This is a genomic window from Ruminococcus flavefaciens, from assembly GCF_900116855.1.
In the GTDB taxonomy this organism is placed as follows: Bacteria; Bacillota; Clostridia; order Oscillospirales; family Ruminococcaceae; genus Ruminococcus; species Ruminococcus flavefaciens_R.
On the sequence record NZ_UETD01000002.1, the window covers coordinates 421,004 to 440,552 of the forward strand.

At 47.1% G+C, this 19,549-nt stretch carries 12 protein-coding genes; 8 read left to right on the top strand and 4 right to left on the bottom strand.

Going from position 1 to position 19,549, the window contains the following annotated elements; all coding sequences use genetic code 11:
• Nucleotides 1-298 precede the first annotated feature (298 nt).
• The 5 genes from DSZ37_RS02025 (at nucleotide 299) to DSZ37_RS02045 (ending at nucleotide 7,937) form a co-directional block, all read left to right on the top strand.
• On the top strand, nucleotides 299-2,086 hold the full coding sequence (locus DSZ37_RS02025) for an ammonium transporter (RefSeq protein ID WP_109725288.1): 1,788 nt from the start codon (nucleotides 299-301) through the stop codon (nucleotides 2,084-2,086).
• Nucleotides 2,087-2,186: 100 nt separating this feature from the next.
• Nucleotides 2,187-3,788: a CTP synthase gene (locus tag DSZ37_RS02030; RefSeq protein ID WP_109725289.1), complete on the top strand. Its 1,602-nt coding sequence runs from the start codon at nucleotides 2,187-2,189 to the stop codon at nucleotides 3,786-3,788.
• A gap of 2 nt (nucleotides 3,789-3,790) precedes the next feature.
• Entirely contained in the window at nucleotides 3,791-5,878 is a 2,088-nt protein-coding gene (locus DSZ37_RS02035) for a glutamine synthetase III (protein WP_109725290.1), read from the top strand.
• 5 nt (nucleotides 5,879-5,883) lie between these two features.
• Nucleotides 5,884-6,720 carry a diaminopimelate epimerase gene (dapF, locus tag DSZ37_RS02040; protein WP_109725291.1) on the top strand — a complete coding sequence of 279 codons (837 nt, stop codon included), beginning with the start codon at nucleotides 5,884-5,886 and terminating at the stop codon, nucleotides 6,718-6,720.
• Between the two features lie 11 nt (nucleotides 6,721-6,731).
• Nucleotides 6,732-7,937, top strand: a complete 1,206-nt coding sequence (locus DSZ37_RS02045; RefSeq protein WP_109725292.1) for an LL-diaminopimelate aminotransferase — start codon at nucleotides 6,732-6,734, stop codon at nucleotides 7,935-7,937.
• A gap of 91 nt (nucleotides 7,938-8,028) precedes the next feature.
• On the opposite strand, the gene DSZ37_RS02050 is transcribed toward DSZ37_RS02045, so the two are convergent.
• The 3 genes from DSZ37_RS02050 to DSZ37_RS02060 form a co-directional block, all read right to left on the bottom strand.
• A complete protein-coding gene (locus DSZ37_RS02050) occupies nucleotides 8,029-9,252 on the bottom strand; it encodes an extracellular solute-binding protein (protein ID WP_109725293.1) in 1,224 nt (407 codons plus the stop codon).
• A gap of 27 nt (nucleotides 9,253-9,279) precedes the next feature.
• Nucleotides 9,280-10,473: a diguanylate cyclase domain-containing protein gene (locus DSZ37_RS02055; RefSeq protein WP_109725294.1), complete on the bottom strand. Its 1,194-nt coding sequence runs from the start codon at nucleotides 10,471-10,473 to the stop codon at nucleotides 9,280-9,282.
• Between the two features lie 512 nt (nucleotides 10,474-10,985).
• Nucleotides 10,986-13,361, bottom strand: a complete 2,376-nt coding sequence (locus DSZ37_RS02060; protein ID WP_109725295.1) for a hypothetical protein — start codon at nucleotides 13,359-13,361, stop codon at nucleotides 10,986-10,988.
• Nucleotides 13,362-13,626: 265 nt separating this feature from the next.
• Between DSZ37_RS02060 and DSZ37_RS02065 the strand changes: the two genes are divergently transcribed.
• The 3 genes from DSZ37_RS02065 to DSZ37_RS02075 all read left to right on the top strand — a co-directional run bounded on the left by DSZ37_RS02065 (nucleotide 13,627) and on the right by DSZ37_RS02075 (nucleotide 18,014).
• Nucleotides 13,627-15,828: a helix-turn-helix domain-containing protein gene (locus tag DSZ37_RS02065; protein WP_181380198.1), complete on the top strand. Its 2,202-nt coding sequence runs from the start codon at nucleotides 13,627-13,629 to the stop codon at nucleotides 15,826-15,828.
• Nucleotides 15,829-16,183: 355 nt separating this feature from the next.
• The gene (locus tag DSZ37_RS18145; RefSeq protein WP_347504344.1) at nucleotides 16,184-17,494 is read left to right on the top strand and encodes a class I SAM-dependent methyltransferase; all 1,311 of its coding nucleotides are present in this window, start codon (nucleotides 16,184-16,186) and stop codon (nucleotides 17,492-17,494) included.
• Between the two features lie 25 nt (nucleotides 17,495-17,519).
• Nucleotides 17,520-18,014 carry a hypothetical protein gene (locus DSZ37_RS02075; protein WP_109725297.1) on the top strand — a complete coding sequence of 165 codons (495 nt, stop codon included), beginning with the start codon at nucleotides 17,520-17,522 and terminating at the stop codon, nucleotides 18,012-18,014.
• Nucleotides 18,015-18,096: 82 nt separating this feature from the next.
• Here the strand turns inward: DSZ37_RS02075 and DSZ37_RS02080 are convergent, their stop codons facing one another.
• Nucleotides 18,097-19,275 carry a nucleotide disphospho-sugar-binding domain-containing protein gene (locus DSZ37_RS02080; RefSeq protein ID WP_109725298.1) on the bottom strand — a complete coding sequence of 393 codons (1,179 nt, stop codon included), beginning with the start codon at nucleotides 19,273-19,275 and terminating at the stop codon, nucleotides 18,097-18,099.
• Between the last annotated feature and the right edge of the window lie 274 nt (nucleotides 19,276-19,549).

Here is a 19,549-nt window from a genome sequence, read left to right on the forward strand (position 1 = left end):
TGCAAATGTCAATAGGCGACGGAGGCTTTTTTGCAGTTTCGTTGATTTTTACAGTTATTTTCTGCTAACGCAAAAATAAAAATGTGCGATACGTCAAATTTCAAAAAAGCTCTTGACAAATCTCCTCGCAGGGGCTATAATGGCATTGTAAACAGCAAGGGAGCTGCGGATAAGATATCCGTAGCTCTCTTTTTTTGGTTTATAGCGCTAATTCCATACACAAAGGGGTGTATGAAGTCTCAGGACTTCTGCACCCCTTTGATATTTTTGCTGTAATACGATCTTAGGAGGAATTATTATGGACGCACAGGCGATCATTCAGGAATTGACTGAGCATACAGATAAAACAGTATTCGGCGTATGGTTTATGATAGCGGTAGCTCTCGTATTCTTTATGCAGGCAGGCTTCGCAATGGTAGAGACAGGTTTCACCCGCGCAAAGAACGCAGGCAATATAATCATGAAAAACCTTATGGATTTCTGTATCGGCACAGTAATGTTCATAATTATAGGCTTCGGACTCATGTTCGGAGAAGATATGGTAGGTCTTATCGGACAGCCGGGATTTGACATATTCACAAGCTACAGTAATTTTGAATGGGATCAGTTCGTATTCAACCTTGTATTCTGTGCCACAACTTCCACTATAGTCTCGGGAGCAATGGCTGAAAGAACAAAGTTCCTTTCTTACTGCATATACTCGGGTATTATCAGCGCTCTGATATATCCTGTTGAAGCACACTGGATCTGGGGCGGCGGCTGGCTTGCACAGATGGGCTTCCACGATCTCTCGGGCTCATGTGCGATACACATGGTAGGCGGTATATGTGCTCTCATCGGTGCAAAGATCGTCGGCGCCCGTATCGGCAAATTCCAGAAAAACAAGAAGGGCGAGGTCAAGGTAAACGCTATCCCCGGTCATAACCTCACTATCGGCGCACTGGGCGTGTTCATTCTCTGGTTCGGCTGGTACGGTTTCAACCCTGCGGCAGCATCAAGCGTAGGACAGCTTGACTCCATATTCCTTACAACCACAGTTGCTCCCGCAGTTGCAACAGTTACCTGCATGATCTTCACTTGGATAAAGTACGGCAAGCCGGATGTTTCCATGTGCCTCAACGCTTCACTGGCAGGACTTGTCGGCATTACAGCAGGCTGTGACGTCATGGACTGCTTCGGCTCCATAGCCGTAGGTGTAGTATCGGGACTTCTGGTCTGCTTCGGAGTATGGCTCCTTGACTACAAGCTCCACATCGACGACCCCGTCGGCGCAGTTGCAGTACACATGATGAACGGTATCTGGGGCACTATCGCAGTGGGACTTTTCGCAACATCATCAGCTCCCGGATATGCTATACAGCTTGAAAGCGGCGGAATCAAGGCAGAAGGACTTTTCTACGGCGGCGGCTTTGAACAGCTCGGCTTACAGCTCCTCGGATTTGTTTCCGTAGCAGCATGGGCAGCTGTTGCTATAACAGTTACATTCCTCATTATAAAGAAGACCATAGGTCTCCGCGCTTCAGAGCAGGAGGAAGTTCTCGGTCTTGACATCACAGAGCACGGACTCATCTCCTCTTATGCAGACTTTGCACCCTCTATGGGTGACATCTCCATGAAGGGCTACACAAAAGACGACGCAAAGAGCGTTGTCAAGGTACCTGTTGACGAGGCTGTAAAGGTGGAGAACTACTCCGCACCTGCTCCCGACGGCAGACCCAAGATGACAAATATAGTCGTTGTGTTCAAGCAGCAGAAGCTCCAGCAGTTCATTGAAGCTATGGAAGCCATTGACGTAAAGGGCATCACAGTCACCAACGTAATGGGCTGCGGTATGCAAAACGGACAGAGGAACTACTACCGCGGTACTACAGTTGAGATGAACCTGCTTCCCAAGGTAAAGGCAGAGATCGCAGTATGTGCGGTTCCCGTTGATAAGGTCGTAAGCGCCGCAAAGGCAGCTCTCTATACAGGCAACTACGGCGACGGCAAGATGTTCATTTACGACATCGAGAACGTCATCAAGATAAGAACAGGCGAGGAGGGCTACAACGCGCTCCATGATTCCGAGGAATGGGAGCGTTCATAAGCTGACAAGGGCATCTGCGGATAATAAAATAATATCTGAAAAATCTCCCGCTATCCGCAGATAGCCTTTATCATAAATGTATTTCAAGGAGCATATGCAAATGTCAAAGTTCATTTTTGTAACAGGCGGAGTCGTTTCGGGTCTTGGCAAGGGTATCACAGCGGCTTCACTTGGAAGACTTCTCAAGCAGCGCGGATATAAGGTGACGATACAGAAATTTGACCCCTATATCAATGTAGACCCGGGTACGATGTCTCCCTTCCAGCACGGCGAGGTATTCGTGACCGATGACGGTGCGGAGACCGACCTTGACCTCGGTCACTACGAGCGATTTGTTGACGAAAATCTGTCGGTACACTCCAACGTGACCACAGGAAAGATATACTGGAACGTCATCACCAAGGAGCGCCGCGGCGATTATCTCGGCGGTACAGTACAGGTCATACCACACATCACCAACGAGATAAAGGACAGAGTTTACAGTGCTGCCAATGAAGCCAATGCAGATGTGGTCATCACAGAGATAGGCGGAACCGTAGGCGATATCGAGTCCACACCTTTTCTCGAGGCGATACGTCAGGTGGGTACAGAACAGGGGCGCGAGAATGTATGCTATATCCACGTTACTCTGGTGCCCTATATCGCAGGCTCTGAGGAGCTTAAATCCAAACCCACCCAGCACTCCACAAAGGAGCTTCTCTCCATCGGCATACAGCCCGATATAATCGTCTGCCGCACGGAAAAACGGATCCCCGACGATATGGCTGAGAAGATAGCTCTGTTCTGCAATATCCGCAAGGATGACGTTATCCAGAATCTTACAGCACCGTCGCTGTATGAGGTGCCACTGTGGCTTGAAGATGAAGGACTGGCACATTCCGTATGCCGTCATCTTGGACTTGCGGACAGCGCTCCCGACCTGACAGAGTGGACGGAAATGGTGCGCCGCGCAGAGAATGCACACAAAAATGTAACTATCGGACTTGTTGGAAAGTATGTGGAGCTTCACGACGCATATCTTTCCGTAGCAGAAGCTCTCCGTCACGGCGGTATAGTCAATGATGCCGCAGTTGATATAAAGTGGATAGACTCCGAGACGATAACCCATGACAACGCCGCAGAGGTCTTTGCGGAATGCGACGGTATCATCGTTCCGGGAGGCTTTGGTCACAGAGGCGTAGAGGGCATGATAGAGTCCATACGCTATGCTCGTGAGAATAAAGTGCCGTTTTTTGGTATCTGCCTCGGTATGCAGATGTCGGTCATCGAATACGCGAGAAACGTCTGCGGACTTGAGGGCGCCAACTCAGCGGAATTCGGCGATACACCCTATCCCGTCATAGACATCATGGATGAGCAGAGAAATATCGACCAGAAAGGCGGCACAATGCGGCTGGGACTTTACCCATGCAAGCTCTCTGACAGCTCCAGATGCCGCAGTATATACGGTGAGGAGCTTATCTATGAGCGTCACCGCCACCGCTATGAGTTCAATAACGCCTACCGCAAAGTCCTCACAACAGGCGGACTCCACATCGCAGGTCTTTCACCCGATGAGAAGCTGGTAGAAATAGTGGAGCTTCCCGACCACCCGTGGTTCGTGGGAGTACAGTTCCACCCCGAATTCAAATCCCGTCCCAACAAGTCCCACAGGCTGTTTGCGGACTTTATAAAAGCATCACTTGATAAAAAAGGAGAATGATTATGGAAAAGGTAACAGAGTATTTCGGTTCAATGGTATTTGACGACAGAATAATGAAGGCAACTCTTTCTGAAAAGGTGTACAAGTCACTGAAAAGGACTATCGACAGAGGTACCCCCCTTGATATCTCGGTAGCTAATGCAGTTGCAGCTGCCATGAAGGATTGGGCGATCGAGCTTGGAGCCACACACTACACCCACTGGTTCCAGCCCATGACAGGCGTTACTGCCGAGAAGCACGACAGCTTCATCTCCCCTGCTCCCGACGGCAGAGTCATCATGGAGTTCTCGGGCAAGGAGCTTGTAAAGGGCGAGCCTGACGCTTCGTCCTTCCCTTCGGGCGGACTCCGCGCCACATTCGAGGCAAGAGGCTACACCGCATGGGACCCCACCTCATATGCATTCGTCAAGGACGGTACACTCTACATCCCCACAGCCTTCTGCTCCTACACAGGTGAGGCACTGGACAAGAAAGTCCCCCTCCTCCGCTCCATGGAAGCCATCAACAAGCAGGCGCTGCGTATACTGAAGCTCTTCGGCAATACCAAAGTAAAGAGCGTCAAGACCTCGGTTGGTCCCGAGCAGGAATACTTCCTTGTTGACCGTGATATGTGGAAGCAGAGAAAGGACCTCATCATGACGGGAAGAACTCTTTTCGGTGCAATGCCTCCCAAGGGACAGGAAATGGACGACCACTACTTTGGCTCAATCAAGCCCAGAGTTGCCGAGTACATGGCTGATCTCGACCGCGAGCTGTGGAAGCTGGGCATCCTCGCCAAGACCAAGCACAACGAGGTAGCTCCCGCTCAGCACGAGCTGGCTCCCATCTATGATACCACAAATATCGCCGCCGACCACAACCAGCTTACCATGGAGGTAATGCAGAAGGTGGCACAGCGTCACAACCTTGTTTGTCTGCTCCACGAAAAGCCCTTTGCAGGCGTAAACGGCTCAGGCAAGCACAACAACTGGTCTATCTCCACAGATCAGGGCGAAAACCTGCTCTCTCCAGGTGAAACACCTGCCGAGAACGCACAGTTTCTGCTGTTCCTCGCAGCAGTTATCAAGGCAGTTGACGACTATCAGGATCTGCTGAGACTTTCCGTAGCCACAGCAGGCAACGACCACCGTCTCGGTGCAAACGAAGCTCCTCCTGCTGTGATCTCCATATTCCTCGGTGACGAGCTTACCTCAGTTCTTGACGCCATCGAAAAGGACAAGCCCTACGGCGGCACAGCAAAGGAAAAGATGAAACTGGGCGTTGATGTACTGCCCCAGTTCAGCAAGGACTCCACCGACCGCAACCGTACCTCACCCTTTGCTTTCACAGGCAACAAGTTCGAGTTCCGTATGCTTGGCTCATCAAACAGCATATCCTGTGCAAATATCCACCTCAATGCAGCAGTTGCCGAGGTGCTCAGACAGTTTGCCGACAAGCTGGAAAAGTCAAAGGACTTCAACAAGGCGCTCCACGATCTTATCAAGAAGACCATCAAGGATCACAAGCGTATAATCTTCAACGGCAACGGCTATGACGACGCATGGATTGCAGAGGCTGAGAAGCGCGGACTCATGAACCTGAAGACAACTGCCGATGCAATGCCCCATATCTGCGACAAGAAGAACGTTGATATGCTCACATCACACGGCATTTTTACCGAAGCCGAGATATTCTCACGCCGCGACATCATGCTCGAGAACTACATCAAGACAGTCAACATCGAAGCTGTTACCATGATCGATATGGCTCGCAAGGAGATAATCCCTGCGGTAGCTAAATTCGCAGCAGATACCGCAAACGCTGTCGCTGTCAAGAAGTCAGTATCCAAGGCAGCCTGCAAGTACGAGACAAAGCTTGTGACAGAGCTTTCCGAGCTCATTGATGAGATGGACTCCGCAACAGCTGCGCTGGAAAAGGCAGTTGCAAAGTTCAGAACAATCGATGTCATCGTAAAGGCTTCCGAGTTTATCAGGGACACTGTACTGCCTGCAATGGATAAGCTCCGCAGCGCAGCAGACAAGGCTGAGACCGTTACAGCCGAGACCTACTGGCCCTTCCCTGCATACGACAAGCTGCTTTTCGGAGTGTGATATAAATGAGATTTACAAAAATGCAGGGCTGCGGCAATGATTACATCTACGTCAACTGCTTTGAGGAGAGTCTTACCTCTCCTCAGCAGCTTGCAAAAACAATAAGTGACAGACATTTCGGCATCGGCTCAGACGGTCTGGTGCTGATAATGCCAAGCGAGACCGCGGACTGCCGTATGCGTATGTTCAATTCCGACGGCAGCGAGTCCGAAATGTGCGGCAATGCAATTCGCTGTGTTGCCAAATACGTCTACGACCGCGATATCATCCACAAGCGTCAGCTGTCCGTTGAGACTCTCGCAGGCATAAAGTACATCAGTATCAACGCTGACGATAACGATATTGCGCGGACTATGACCGTGGATATGGGCGCTCCCGTAACCGAAGCCGCAAATATTCCTGTTTTTGCAGACCGCTCTCCTGTCACAGACCTGAAGCTCACCGCTTTCGGTCGTGAGTTCACATTCACCTGTGTATCAATGGGTAATCCCCATGCAGTTACATTTATTGAAGAACCTGTCAGCAGCTTCGATGTGGAGAAGTTCGGCAAGGTGTTCGAGGTGTACGGCCATTTTCCGCGCAGGTCCAACATAGAATTCGCAGAGGTGATATCCCCCACTCATCTGAAAATGAGAGTGTGGGAGCGCGGTGCAGGCGAGACACTTGCCTGCGGAACAGGTACCTGTGCAACTGTTGCGGCGGCTTGTCTTAACGGCATATGTCCCCGCGAGCCCGTGACAGTAGACCTGCTTGGCGGTCAGCTTATCATAGAATGGAAGGAGACCGATGGTCATATCTATATGACGGGTCCCGCAGAATTTGTATTTGACGGCGAGATTTAACGGAGGAAGCTATGGCAAGATTTAACGAAAATTTTCTTGAGCTGAAGGAAAGCTATCTGTTCAGCGAGGTCGCAAAGCGCGTCAGCACATTTAAAGAGAAACACCCCGAAAGATCGGTCATACGCCTCGGCATAGGTGATGTAACACTTCCTCTCGGGAAAGCTGTCGTAGAGGCTATGCACAGAGCCGCCGATGAAATGGGCAAGGCTGAGACTTTCCGCGGCTACGGTCCCGAGCAGGGCTATGATTTTCTGAGAAAGGCTATCGCCGGACATTACCGCAGCTTCGGCGTTGAGCTTGACATCGACGAGATATTCGTTTCCGACGGAGCTAAGTCCGACACAGGAAACATCACCGACCTTTTCGGCAGGGATAACACCGTACTTATCCCCGACCCCGTTTACCCCGTCTATGTGGACACCAATACCATGAACAGCAGAAATATCGTCTATATCAACGGCACTGCCGAGAATGATTTTCTGCCTATGCCTGACAGGAGTATCCATGCGGATATCATCTATATCTGCTCGCCGAATAATCCCACGGGAGCCTGCTACAACAGGGCTCAGCTGCGGGAATGGGTGGACTATGCTCTTGAAAACGATGCAGTTATCCTCTTTGATTCCGCCTATGAGAGCTTTGTATCCGACAGCAGTCTCCCCCACTCCATCTATGAGATAGAGGGAGCAGAAAGCTGTGCAGTTGAGTTCTGCTCACTTTCCAAAACAGCAGGCTTCACAGGTACAAGATGCGGATATACCATAGTTCCCAAGGCGATAACATCTGTCTCTGCCGACGGCAGAGAGATGAGTCTCAACAAGATGTGGAACCGCCGCCAGTGTACGAAGTTCAACGGCGTTCCCTATGTGATACAGCGTGCCGCCGAAGCAGTTTTCTCCGAGGAGGGCAAGGAAGAAGCAAAGGCTATGACCGATGCTTATATGCAGAACGCCCGTATCATATCCGACACCATGGAGAGGCTCGGGATACGCTATACAGGCGGCATAAACTCACCGTACATATGGTTTGAGTGTCCATTCGGCATGAACAGCTGGGACTTCTTCGACTTTCTGCTTGAAAAAGCCGGAGTTGTCGGAACTCCCGGTGCAGGCTTCGGCAGCAACGGAGATAACTGGTTCCGTCTTACAGCCTTTAACAGCAAGGAAAACACTGTCGAAGCCATGGAAAGATTTCGCTCACTGCTAAAAAAGGATTGATTCAGCAGCATTGACTGCTGTTTATAAAGCGATAAAAGACCTCCTATGGTACATTATAAACCATAGGAGGTCTTTACAAAGTGGGTAGGTACTATCGTGCGTTTATTTCTGCTGTGACTCCGTCAAGCAATTCCTGAAGGTCAATCTTATCGGGATTGCCTGCTGCAAGAGTACTTCCCAGCAGAGATGAAGGTGTCCAGTATGCATCCGTTACGTTCTGTCGTACAGAAAAAGCAGACTGCTCACCAAGTGCCACAACAGCAGGTGACGACTGAACTTCCTCAGCCTGCATAGCCTCAACATTTGAGGGACATTCACCTGTTACCCTGAAGCGTTCTACCTGATTATCGTAATTTGATACCCATTCAGCAAACTTTACAGCCCAGTCGGGATTTTTTGTACCCGAGTATACGCCGACATACTTATAGCCCATAAATCCTGACATCTGGACCTGATCGCCGTTGACTGTAAATGTGGGCAGCTTTGTGGCTCTGAGATCGTCGCCCCATATACCGCGAAGATTCTCATAATCCCACTGTCCGCTGACAAATGCTATAACACTGTCATCCGAAGCTCCGTCAATGGGGCTCTCCGTGCTTCTGAAGCCCTTGCTGCTGCTTATATCCAGCATTGCCTGAGCCACATCTACACCCTTATACTTATTCTCGGTAGAGTTCCAGTCACATACGTTATAGGTGCCGCCGGGATTTGCCTCGGCACTAAGTCCTGCTCCGCCGAAGAAGGAATATGTATACCAGCCCGAAGACCAGTCCATAGCGAAGAACTTGTTCTTCTTACCTGCAATTTCGAGTATACTATCAAGTGACTGAACGTCTGATTCGTTCAGATACTTTGCGTTATAGTAGAGGAAATAACCGTTTCCTGCTGTAATGGGACAGGCATAGAGTTTAAGATCTCTTACTACACATGAGATGACATCGGTATATCTTCCGCCGTTGTCAGCGATGATCTGATCCTTATTCTCTGTTATGGGGAGAAGATATCCCGCATTATAGAGCTGATCCAGCTGATCGTCGGCGAAGTACAGTATATCAGCAGAATCATCGGGATTTTCCTGAATATACTCCGTCATAGAGTGCTCGGGCTTGTTTCCAAGTATTATCTCGATATCTGCCTCATCTTTATAGTGCTCGACGAAGTTGTCAGCCATCTGCTGAAGCAGAGCCTCGTCCTCCATTTTCCACACATTAAGCGTTACCTTTTCACGCTTCTTGCTTGATTTATTGCCGCATGATGCCATAGTCAAAAGGCATACAGCTGAACATGTAACAGCCATTATCTTCTTGATATTCATTTCCAGTCCTCCTTATTTACTTACCGTTCAATCTTTGTAATAGCGCCAGTTGCCCGATGTGAAGCTGCTTCCGTGAGTGAAAGCCTGTTTGAGCTGATTATGTATATTCATATCAACTGTATCGGGACTTTCTTTTCTTACAAGAGAAATATCGTAATCCACTGAAATACGGGTGTTATTGACCTCATAATCCGATGTAAGCGATCTGTATGTCCTTTCAACAAGATTTGCCACCTTGGTGAAGCTGTCCTGTGAATCATCGGTCTTGATCACTGCAACGAACTCATCTGATCCTGTACGATAGATGGTACCGTCTTCAAATACATCGCCGATTCGCTCAACAGTCATCGCGAGTATCTTATCACCTGCATAGGTGCCGTATTTGAGATTGATATCGCTGAAATCCTTTATGTCATACATCACAAAGTACATTGCCTCACCCTCGGAAATCTCCACGGGCTCTCCGCCGTATTCAAGAACAAAGGATATTCTGTTATTTGAAGATGTGACATTATCTGTGAACATGGCTTTGTTAAGGGACTGCTGGGTCTTTTCGTTTGCATCAACGGCTGTTTCGAGGTTCTTGGCGATCCTCTTTCTGCGTGATTCGAGCATATTAAGGAGAACAAGAACGATGATCCCGAAGCCGATGAAGAATACACGAAGCACCTTTGCATTGAATTCAGCCTTGTCATAGCGCTTGTCAATAGTTTCGTTCGTAACAGTCAGAAGCTGGTTCAGACTGTCATCAAGACTGTTTCTTTTATTGATGAAACGTTCAAAGTAAATGGAGTTTGCTGTTTCAAAATATCCGGCGTCTATCTGAGCAAGGAGCTCGTTTGAAACTATCTCGTTATACTGGTTCATAGCAGTTTTAACAAGCTGATACTGCTTTTCTTCATCACCATTTCTCTTTATAGCCTCATACTTTTTCATAAGCTCCTTGCATTCGCTCATGGAAGAATTGATCTTTTCAACATAGCTCTCGATAGCCTCTGCATTATCGGTCGAATCTGCATTGCGCCCCAGATTTATGGTAATACACAGATCTGTTTCAAGCTCATGGAGTTTTATCGAGCTCTGCTGAAGATAATTCCGTGAAGCGATATCGTTATCCACAACGTCGGAATACTCGGTTATAACAAGAGTGAAGCCTATTGCACCGAGTACAATAAAAAGGATAACGACAATGTTTGTAATGACATTACTCTTATTTTTCATAATACTTACCCACTTTCATAAATTTATAAGCACGAACAGGATTATCAGGAAAAGAGTCCTCCCTCCTCTTTTCAATAGATTTGATACTGTCTCTTGCGAGCCTTTGCCTGTTTCATACATTACTAAACTTATCACCTCTGCGCCTATACGCAGCACTGAAGAATAAAATGTCAGGTTCAAATAATTGCGCTCATCAATGCGTTCCCGAAGGAATGCTCCTTTTTACATAATAAAAAAGGCACCTATAAAAATACAGCATATTATCACACAAATTCAAAAACTGAAACAAAATGTAATGATAATTGCTGCATCTGAGGCGCCTTATAGTAGAATTTTGTTTTACAACTATAGATTATCATAATATAGCCACTAATACAATAACATTTTACACAATGATTCTTACATTTCACATAATATTATCCTTCCCTGAACATTTCAGAAACAAAGAACTCCCATGGAGCCCCCCACAGGAGTTCTTTGCTTGTCATAAAGCTATTATCAGTCAGGAATTATCATCCTATCGTAACGGTGTATTTTCCGTCATTGAGCTCGCCAACTGTTATTGTAAGCCCCGTCTCAACAGTTTGTCCGCCGTTGGAGTCGTACCAGTGGAATCCCGAAATACTGCCGTTTATCACATCGCCCGAGTGGTAAAGATTGTCCTTTTCCGTATCATCGATCACACGGATAAGGCGTCTGCCCTTGTCCTTATTCGTGAATTCGCTTCCGCTTGCATATCGGAAATATGTATTCCAGCCGTACTCAGTGGTCGCATCTATATGATAGATACGGACGCCCTCTCCCGTCTTTACCCACCAGCCTGTCTTTGAGCCGACAGCACTGTTGTTGCCGTCCTTTGTTATGTACTCGATAATGAAGTATTCAGAGAAATAGTCATCAGCAAGCTTGCCCTTGGGGATAATAATGCAGTTGCCGCTGTTGGTCTGGGCATTGCTCAGAGTAAATGTCTGTGTTCCCTTTGATGGATCAAAAACCTGAACCTGTCCGTCATGATACCAGCCCTCCATAAGCTTGGAGAATGCACCGAAATCAGAGCCTGCATCGGTATCCATGAGCTCGATGCCTGCCGTACCGTGCATACCCTCGCTGTCAGCGGGATTTGTAAACAGATAATAATCGGGCAGTCCCGTACAGTGACCCAGCTCGTGACAGTACGAACTTATGTAATTTATATAGTCCTTGGTGGAGCCTATCTGTGCATTGCCTGTTATGATATGTCCGACGCCGACGCCGTCAACACGGTACTGAGGGTCGCCGAAAGCTCCTGCACAGGGCCACCAGTGGTCTGTTCCTGCTTTTTCGGGAACTGTGAACAGAGTCGCATCGATCCTGCCGTCACCATTGCCGTCAAACTGAGAGAAGTCCACCTGATCCTTGAAAGCCTCATAGCACTCCTCGGCGATCTTTACCTTGTTATCGTCATATACAGCCTGTTTTTCCTTTGTAGTATAGCGGAACACCTGACCGTCAAGCTCCATGGCGCCTTTAGAGGCTCTGCCGTAAAAGGCAGAAAAGCTCTCAAAAGGATAGCACTGAGATGACTCATCTGCCGCTCCGAAGGAAATACTGTTGAGCTCCTCTGTGCTTGGAGAATAGTCGTATTTACAGTCAGGGAAGTCCACATAGAAAATGACCATTTTTGCTCTTCCCTGAGTCGGCAGAGAAGCACCATGCTTAGCCATATTCGCGGTAATGAAGCTGCCCTGCGGTTCTTCATACGGGCTTTCTCCCTCAAGAAGCAGTTTTCTCATGCGGCACAGGTCAAATACATCAAGACCATCGTCCTCGCAGAGATCGGCTGCCTTCCAGTCGGCAAGAACTGCATCATCTCGTCCCAGCAGCCAGTGCTGTAACAATACAAGGTCTGCTACATTGAAGCTTCCGTCTGCATTGACATCGCCCTTTAAGCTTGCAGCAGGCGCAGGTGCCGAAAGATCGAACCTGCCCTCATCATTCTTTATCTCAGACCAGATATATCTCAGCATCCAGCCGTCAAAATCAGTTATCTTTGCAGCCGAACCTGCCATCATTATTGAGTTTTCGCCGCCGGGGAAGCCTCCGGGCGGAAAACCGTCCATTTCACCTTCACCGCCGTAAAAATCGGTCATACCGAAGCCGTGACCTATCTCGTGTTCAAGAACATGGCTGCCGAAGCCGCCAAGCATACTGAGGTATGCGGTATCGGAGAGACGCTGTCCCCAGTCGCCTCCGCAGCCGCCGATATCGGGAAATCCCTGAGTTGCCCACATATACATATCGAAGCGCTTGTCAAGTCCGCCGGGATAAGCATAGTTTTTGTCCTGAAAATGCTCAAATCTGGAAAGCTCCAACGGCGCATAAGGCTCCTTATCGGGGATAGTATCCCGTCCGTTTGAGGTATCATATTGAGCGTCATAATACTTTGTATCGGTGTAAACAGTCTCATCGTCGTGAAGGTCCAGCAGGCAGTTCTTATCTATGACAGCCCATCCGACTACCTTAACATCGATATGGTCGTATTTCCAGCCGTCGTAACCTGCAAGGCGGTCATTCCACGCATTGATACTGTCCGAGAGCAATTTCTCGAACTGCTGTCTCTGCTCATATGTAACAGTACGGTATGACTGCCATTTCACAACATAATTGATAGTTCCCTTGCCTGCTTCTATCTGGTCAAAGATAGTATTGCGGCGCTCTGTGGACTTTTCGCGTTCGATGCGGTTGGTCCATATCCAGTCCGCAGCGTATTTGTATTCCTCGGGAAACTCAGACACGGTGACAGCCGATGCACTGAGCTTCACAGGCATACCGCTGCTTTGCGGCACTGCCATTATCGACATACACATTGCCGCTGATAACAATCCTGCAAGTAATCTGATGCGCTTCATAATAATCCTCCAAAAACAATTATCTCCCCATTACTGTCCCGAATATTCCCCGTACAGCAGCCTTTTTCACCAAAATCGGCTTGCCGTTATCGCAGATAACATCTGCTTTACTGTATACTTTTTCACTATCACCCATTATTTAGATAATAGCATAATAAATATGCCAATTCAATAACATTTTACACAATTGCACTTACACAATACATAATTTTTATTGACATCTCTCCTCATTTTGATGTATAATACTGTAAAGGACGGTGATACGATGAAAAGGATAGGCGTGATAATACCATCAATAACCGACGATCTGCAAGTTGAGGTTCTCGACGGGATATATAAGACCGCCTCTGCTGCGGACTGCGATATCATAGTCCTGACGACCGCAACAAATGGAATGGAATTCCATATCCAGAACGAAATAATGACCGGCGAGGAAAGTATCTACCTCCTGCTTGAACGTGCCGAGCTTGATGGTATACTGCTCGTCTCGCAGTATTTTGTCAAGGCAACCGTCCGTAAAACTCTCTCCGAGCTGATCAGGAGAGCCGCCATTCCCTGTGTGGACCTCGGAGGAACAGAACTCGGCTTTGAAACGGTATCTATACCTCAGGCAGAAGCAGTATGTGAACTTACAGACCACATCATCGAAAAACACAACTGCCGCGACCTGATATTTCTTGCAGGTCCCGAAGGGATCCCCGATTCCGAGCAGCGTATCTCGGGATTTCTGCGTTCTGCCAATAAACACGGCTGCTCGTATGAGATTATTTACGGAGACTTCTGGAAATTCCGCGCGACCGAACTCGGAAACGAATTCATCGAGCATAAGCGCAGACTTCCCGATGCTGTCTTATGTGCAAGCGATACTATGGCAGTTGCCCTTTGTGACGCTCTGCACAGCGGTGGTATCTCCGTTCCCGACGATGTGATAGTTACGGGCTATGACGGGCATATAGCTGCCATATCAAACTTTCCTTCCTTAACGACCGTAAGCGGAAATATGTTTGAGCTTGGCAAAGCAGGCGTTAATAAGCTTTTAGGGATAGCTGCTGATGCACAGAAGTCTGATATGCACATTATTTACGGCGCAAGCTGCGGATGCGTAGAGCGTATGACCGATTATCAGACTGCTGCCCTGAAAGTGCGTGAACAGATACAGCGCGATGCCGAAATCGGCGCTATGCTTGAAATGCGCGTAAATGCCAATGTCATCACAAGAACATCAAGTGTAGACTCTCTTGATGAGCTGACCGATATAGTCGATCAGACAGCTCATATAATTAAAAGCTATAAATCCCTGTATATATGCATTCTGCCCAATTGGGACAGCGATCCCGAACATCCCGACGTCTGTCCGACACAGCCATTTCCCGAACAGATGCTTTGCGCGCTGTCAAAAGACGCATGGACCACAGGCGTTAAAGGCAGCATATTTCCGACAAAGGATATAGTTCCCGTTCTCATGGGTCCGCATAGACCGACGCTGGTATTTGTCCTTCCGCTTCATGCCTCATCGCAGGTATTCGGCTATTTCGGATTTACCTATGAGAGTGCCCTTGATTTTACTGTATCGCTGATGCTGTTCAACTATATGAGCTCGCTTGCAAACGGTCTGCGTATCCTGCGGCATAAGCTCTATGCCGAATATCTGCAAAAGAAGATCGAGGAGTCCTCCCTCTATGATAAAATGACTGATATGCTCAGTAAAAAGGGACTTCTCCTATATCTTGAAAAGCAAAAAGAGTTAAGCGGCAGAAACTTTATAATGCTGGTCACTGTCTCGCAGTTAGCTGCTGTTCCGAACAGACGGACAAAAAACGATCTTTCAGATATTTTTTTGCAGTCCGATCTCCTGCTTGCAAACGCAATACGCCTGATATCGGGACGTAATAAGGTGACGGCACATCTTGATAAGATGACATTTGCTATCGTATTTCAACCACCTGAAAATGGAGCTCCCGAAACGCTGGCGGAAGAACTGATCATACAACTCGAAATGCTTATACGAAAAATGCAGGAAGGAACAGCAGCGGCTTTTCTTCCCGAACCGTACTATGTCTGCGGAGAAGCATCCTATCCTGCAGAAAAATGCGTTTCCGAGCTGTGGGACCTGCTGAACGCCCGCAAACCAAAAGAAAAAGGCTTTACAGGTATAAGCGAGCTGAAGAAGTTAAGGCGAGAAATACATAAAGCTCCCGAGCTGAACTGGACCCTCAATGAGCTTGCAAAGCGCCTGAATATCAGTAAAAGCTATGTTCAGAAGCTGTACAAGGATCATTTCGGCATAAGCTACATCGACGATCTACTTGAAGCCCGCATAGAAATGGCAAGACAGCTCCTGCAGACAACAGACCTGCGTATCAGCGAAGTTGCTGCTTCCTGCGGCTATCAGAATGCCACTCATTTTATGCGACAGTTCAAGGATAAAGTCGGTATGTCACCGTCAGAGTTCAGAAAAAGCAAATAACCGGTCAACTGTTATTTAAAGGTCAAAAAAGGCGGACTCACAAGAGTCCGCTTGATTATTCAGATCTATTCGGTTATCCTGTTCAGGAAAGTCATTGAATTCAGTTTATCATTTTTGCGGTCATTATAATATCAATAAAATTATTCCTTGGAGCCCTGTGCTCGTTAACTATTGGACTCGATCCGCGGCAAAAATCTTGCAAAAACAAAAATGCTGTGTTATAATATTGTTAGCAGCTTCTAACGAATAATAAATTATAAATTTGCTTCTGACTTTCAGAGCGTTAAATATAAGCGAACTGTTGTAAGCTTTACATTGCTGATACCATTCAGCAGCAAAAAAAGGAGGAACTGTTTTGAACGCAAAGGAATACAAAGATCTATCTGTAAAGGAATTTACCAAGGCCGCGGAGGTCTATGAATCTGACGAGGCAGGGATTTACAAGCTGTGTAAGCAGGACTATCCCGACGTATTGGCAGAGCTTGAAAAAGAGCCTTTCACCGACCTTCTGGACTGCGGCTGCGGAACGGGTCCAATGCTTACTCTGCTGAATAAAAAATACCCCGACAAACACTACACGGGCATTGACCTTACTCCGAAGATGATAGAGGTCGCAAAGCGCAAGAACATGAAAAATGTGGAACTCGTAGTCGGAGACTGCGAAAAACTGCCATTTGCCGACAACTCTTTCGATGTGGTGATATGCTGTGAAAGCTTTCACCACTACCCCGACCCTCAGAGCTTTTTTAACAGTGTGAGCCGTGTTCTTCGTCCGAACGGGAGACTCGTTCTGCGCGATATGACTATGGATTCTGCGGCAATACGCTGGTTGTGCAATAATGTGGAGATACCGCTTGCACATCTCATAGGCAAGGGCGATTTCCGCATTTACGGCAGAGAGGATATCAGAAAGCTTTGCAATAATGCAGGACTTCATATGGAATCCTTTGAAAAGCGCGGATTCTGCCGCCTGCACTGCGTTGTAAGGAAATCCGCAGAGTCTGCGGAACAATATACAAATATAACAAGCTCATACAGACAGTCACGGGATATATACGACGATGTTCTCACGCAGGATAAGTGGTGGAGCAAGCTCTACATACGCCTGTTCTGGAGCGGTGTTGATGACAATATGATAGCCGAAAAGGTTCTTTCGTTTATTCCGGATGATCTTTCGGGCAAGCTCCTTGATGTTCCCGCAGGCACAGCTGTTTTCACGCATAAAAAGTATTCCGCAATGCAAAGCGCGGATATAACCTGTCTTGATTACAGCGAGGATATGCTCTCACAGGCTCGTGAGAGGCTTGGCTCCCTTGAAAATGTGAAGCTTTCACAAGGCGATGTCGGGAAGCTTCCATATGAAAACGGAACATTTGACATTGTTCTGAGCATGAACGGCTTTCACGCATTTCCCGATAAGAAAGCTGCATTCCGCGAGACCTTCCGTGTTCTGAAAAAGGGCGGAAAATTCATAGCCTGCTTTTACATAAGAGGAGAGTCGAAGGTCACCGACAGCCTTGTACGGAACATACTTGCAAAAAAGGGCTGGTTCACACCGCCATTTGATACAGCTAAGATGTTGAAAAAGCGTCTGGAAAAGGCATATGACCTCACTGATTTTATCGTTGAGGGCTCTATGGTGTATTTCTGTGCGGTAAAGAGATAGTGTAATATAGCATAAAGGAGCAAAAATGACAACACTTGTTTTAACTTTCATCATGATGGCAGGACTTCTTCTCCTGCTCTGGGGAGCTGTGGGATTTATTCAGGATAAACGCTTCTTCTCATCAGCTCCGAAGGAAATTCAGGAAGCCGCTCAGCCAAAGCCCGAACGCTTCAAAGGACAGCATATACTTGGCTGGTGTATGCTGATAATTGCACTTCTGTTGATGGCGGGAGCTGTACTGCTGGGCGCATGGGACGGTATAAGGAATTATTTCGCAATAGGGCAGTTTTTTCTGAGGTTCATTATAATGTTTCTGGGAATGAAAGCCTTTGATATTGCTTTTTTTGACTGGTTCCTGCTGTGCCACAGCAACTTCTTCCCCCATTATTACCCCGAAGTGAAAAACATCGTGGGACCGCATCTGTTTGGCTACAACACAAAAGCACATCTGAAAGAGATCATCGCCTATATCGCCGCAAGCGGCGTCCTTGCACTGATATGCACCGCATTATCCAGATAATGGTGTATTGACTCATAATAATAAAAAACGGATAGCCGTCACGCTTGGACGAGCTATCCGTTTTAATTATCTCATATTGGGATCAGGCAAATATTTCATCGTATATTGCTTTTCTGTTGCTTATAGCTTCATTGAATGAATCCATGATAGCCTTTGTGCCTGCCTTGAACTCATCTCTCCTTGCATAAGCACTGTCAACTGCATTCTTGATCACATCAGCAGTTATATTGATCTCATGCTTGTTGAGAGCTATGCCTGCGTTCAGCTTCTGAACAACTTTGGCAACGTCAAACTGGTCAACTGCCTGAGGAACCAGTACCATAGCAGCTCCGCTTGCCAGACCTTCAGAGGTTGAATTGAAGCCTGCATGAGTGATGAAAACATCAACATCAGGCAGAAGCTGAGTCTGGGGAACGTAATTGTAGATGCTGAAGTTCTTGGGTATCTCCTTGAAAGTCTGTTCGATATCGACAAATTTGCCCACAGACATGATGACCTGATATTCGTCAGAGTCTCTGAAAGCCTCGATACACTGGTGATAGAAATCAAGGTCTTTTCCGAAGATAGTTCCAAGTGAGATGAACAGCAGTTTCTTGTTCACATCCTTCTTGAAGTCGAAGTTCTTGTCAACAACTCTCTTTTCTATATGAGGACCTATGAAGTAGCAGGTCTCATCGGTATCCTCGGGTCTGAGATGGAAGAATTTGGAAGTAAGTATCAGCTTCTTGAACTTATTGGGAGTAAATATAAGACCAACAAAATCATGAAGATTGATATTATAATGCTGACTTGTCCACTGAAGTCCTACTAATCTGATGTTGTCAAACTGGTTTTCGTCTGTAAGTATGAAAGAGGGATAGATAATAGTAAATTTGGAAGGATCGATCTTTAGTATTTTGTTCATTTCTTCTATATCGAAGAAGCAGTCCCAGATATAATAATCATAGTCTGTCTCATCTTTCTGCAATAACTCGATGAGCGTGTATGTAGCTCTGCCCACCATAAATGAGTTGATCGCAAAAGGCGGAGCATATGGGGGAAGTCTTTTTGCGACTTCGCTGACATCTGCGGAATAAACTATTTTCTTTACGGGAATATCATTAAGCCTGTCTGCAAATTCTTCCGTAACATAGCAGGTAACATCATAGCCTAATGAATAAAGCTCTCTTACCACTTCAACGCTTCCCGTAAAATGGCCGTGAAGGATTCCGTTTAAAACGGCGATCTTTTTGGGCTTGTGCTCTCCTGGAGTATTATTCATTTTCCTCTCCCTCTCTGAATCCGATGTGTTTTATGCAGCAAGACAGATACGGCTCGCATCATGGTTTGCTGCGGTGTATGACGAGTATACTCACACAGCGTACTCTCAAACAAGATACGATAATGCTATTGCAAAGCAACGTATACACTGCATTTTCACTCAAACCATGTTATTATAGCACAAATATTATACTCAGTCAAGAGTTAACGCAAAAAAAATGAGCTGCACAGATTTAAATAAATAAAATAACACTTGACAAATGCCGGTGAATATG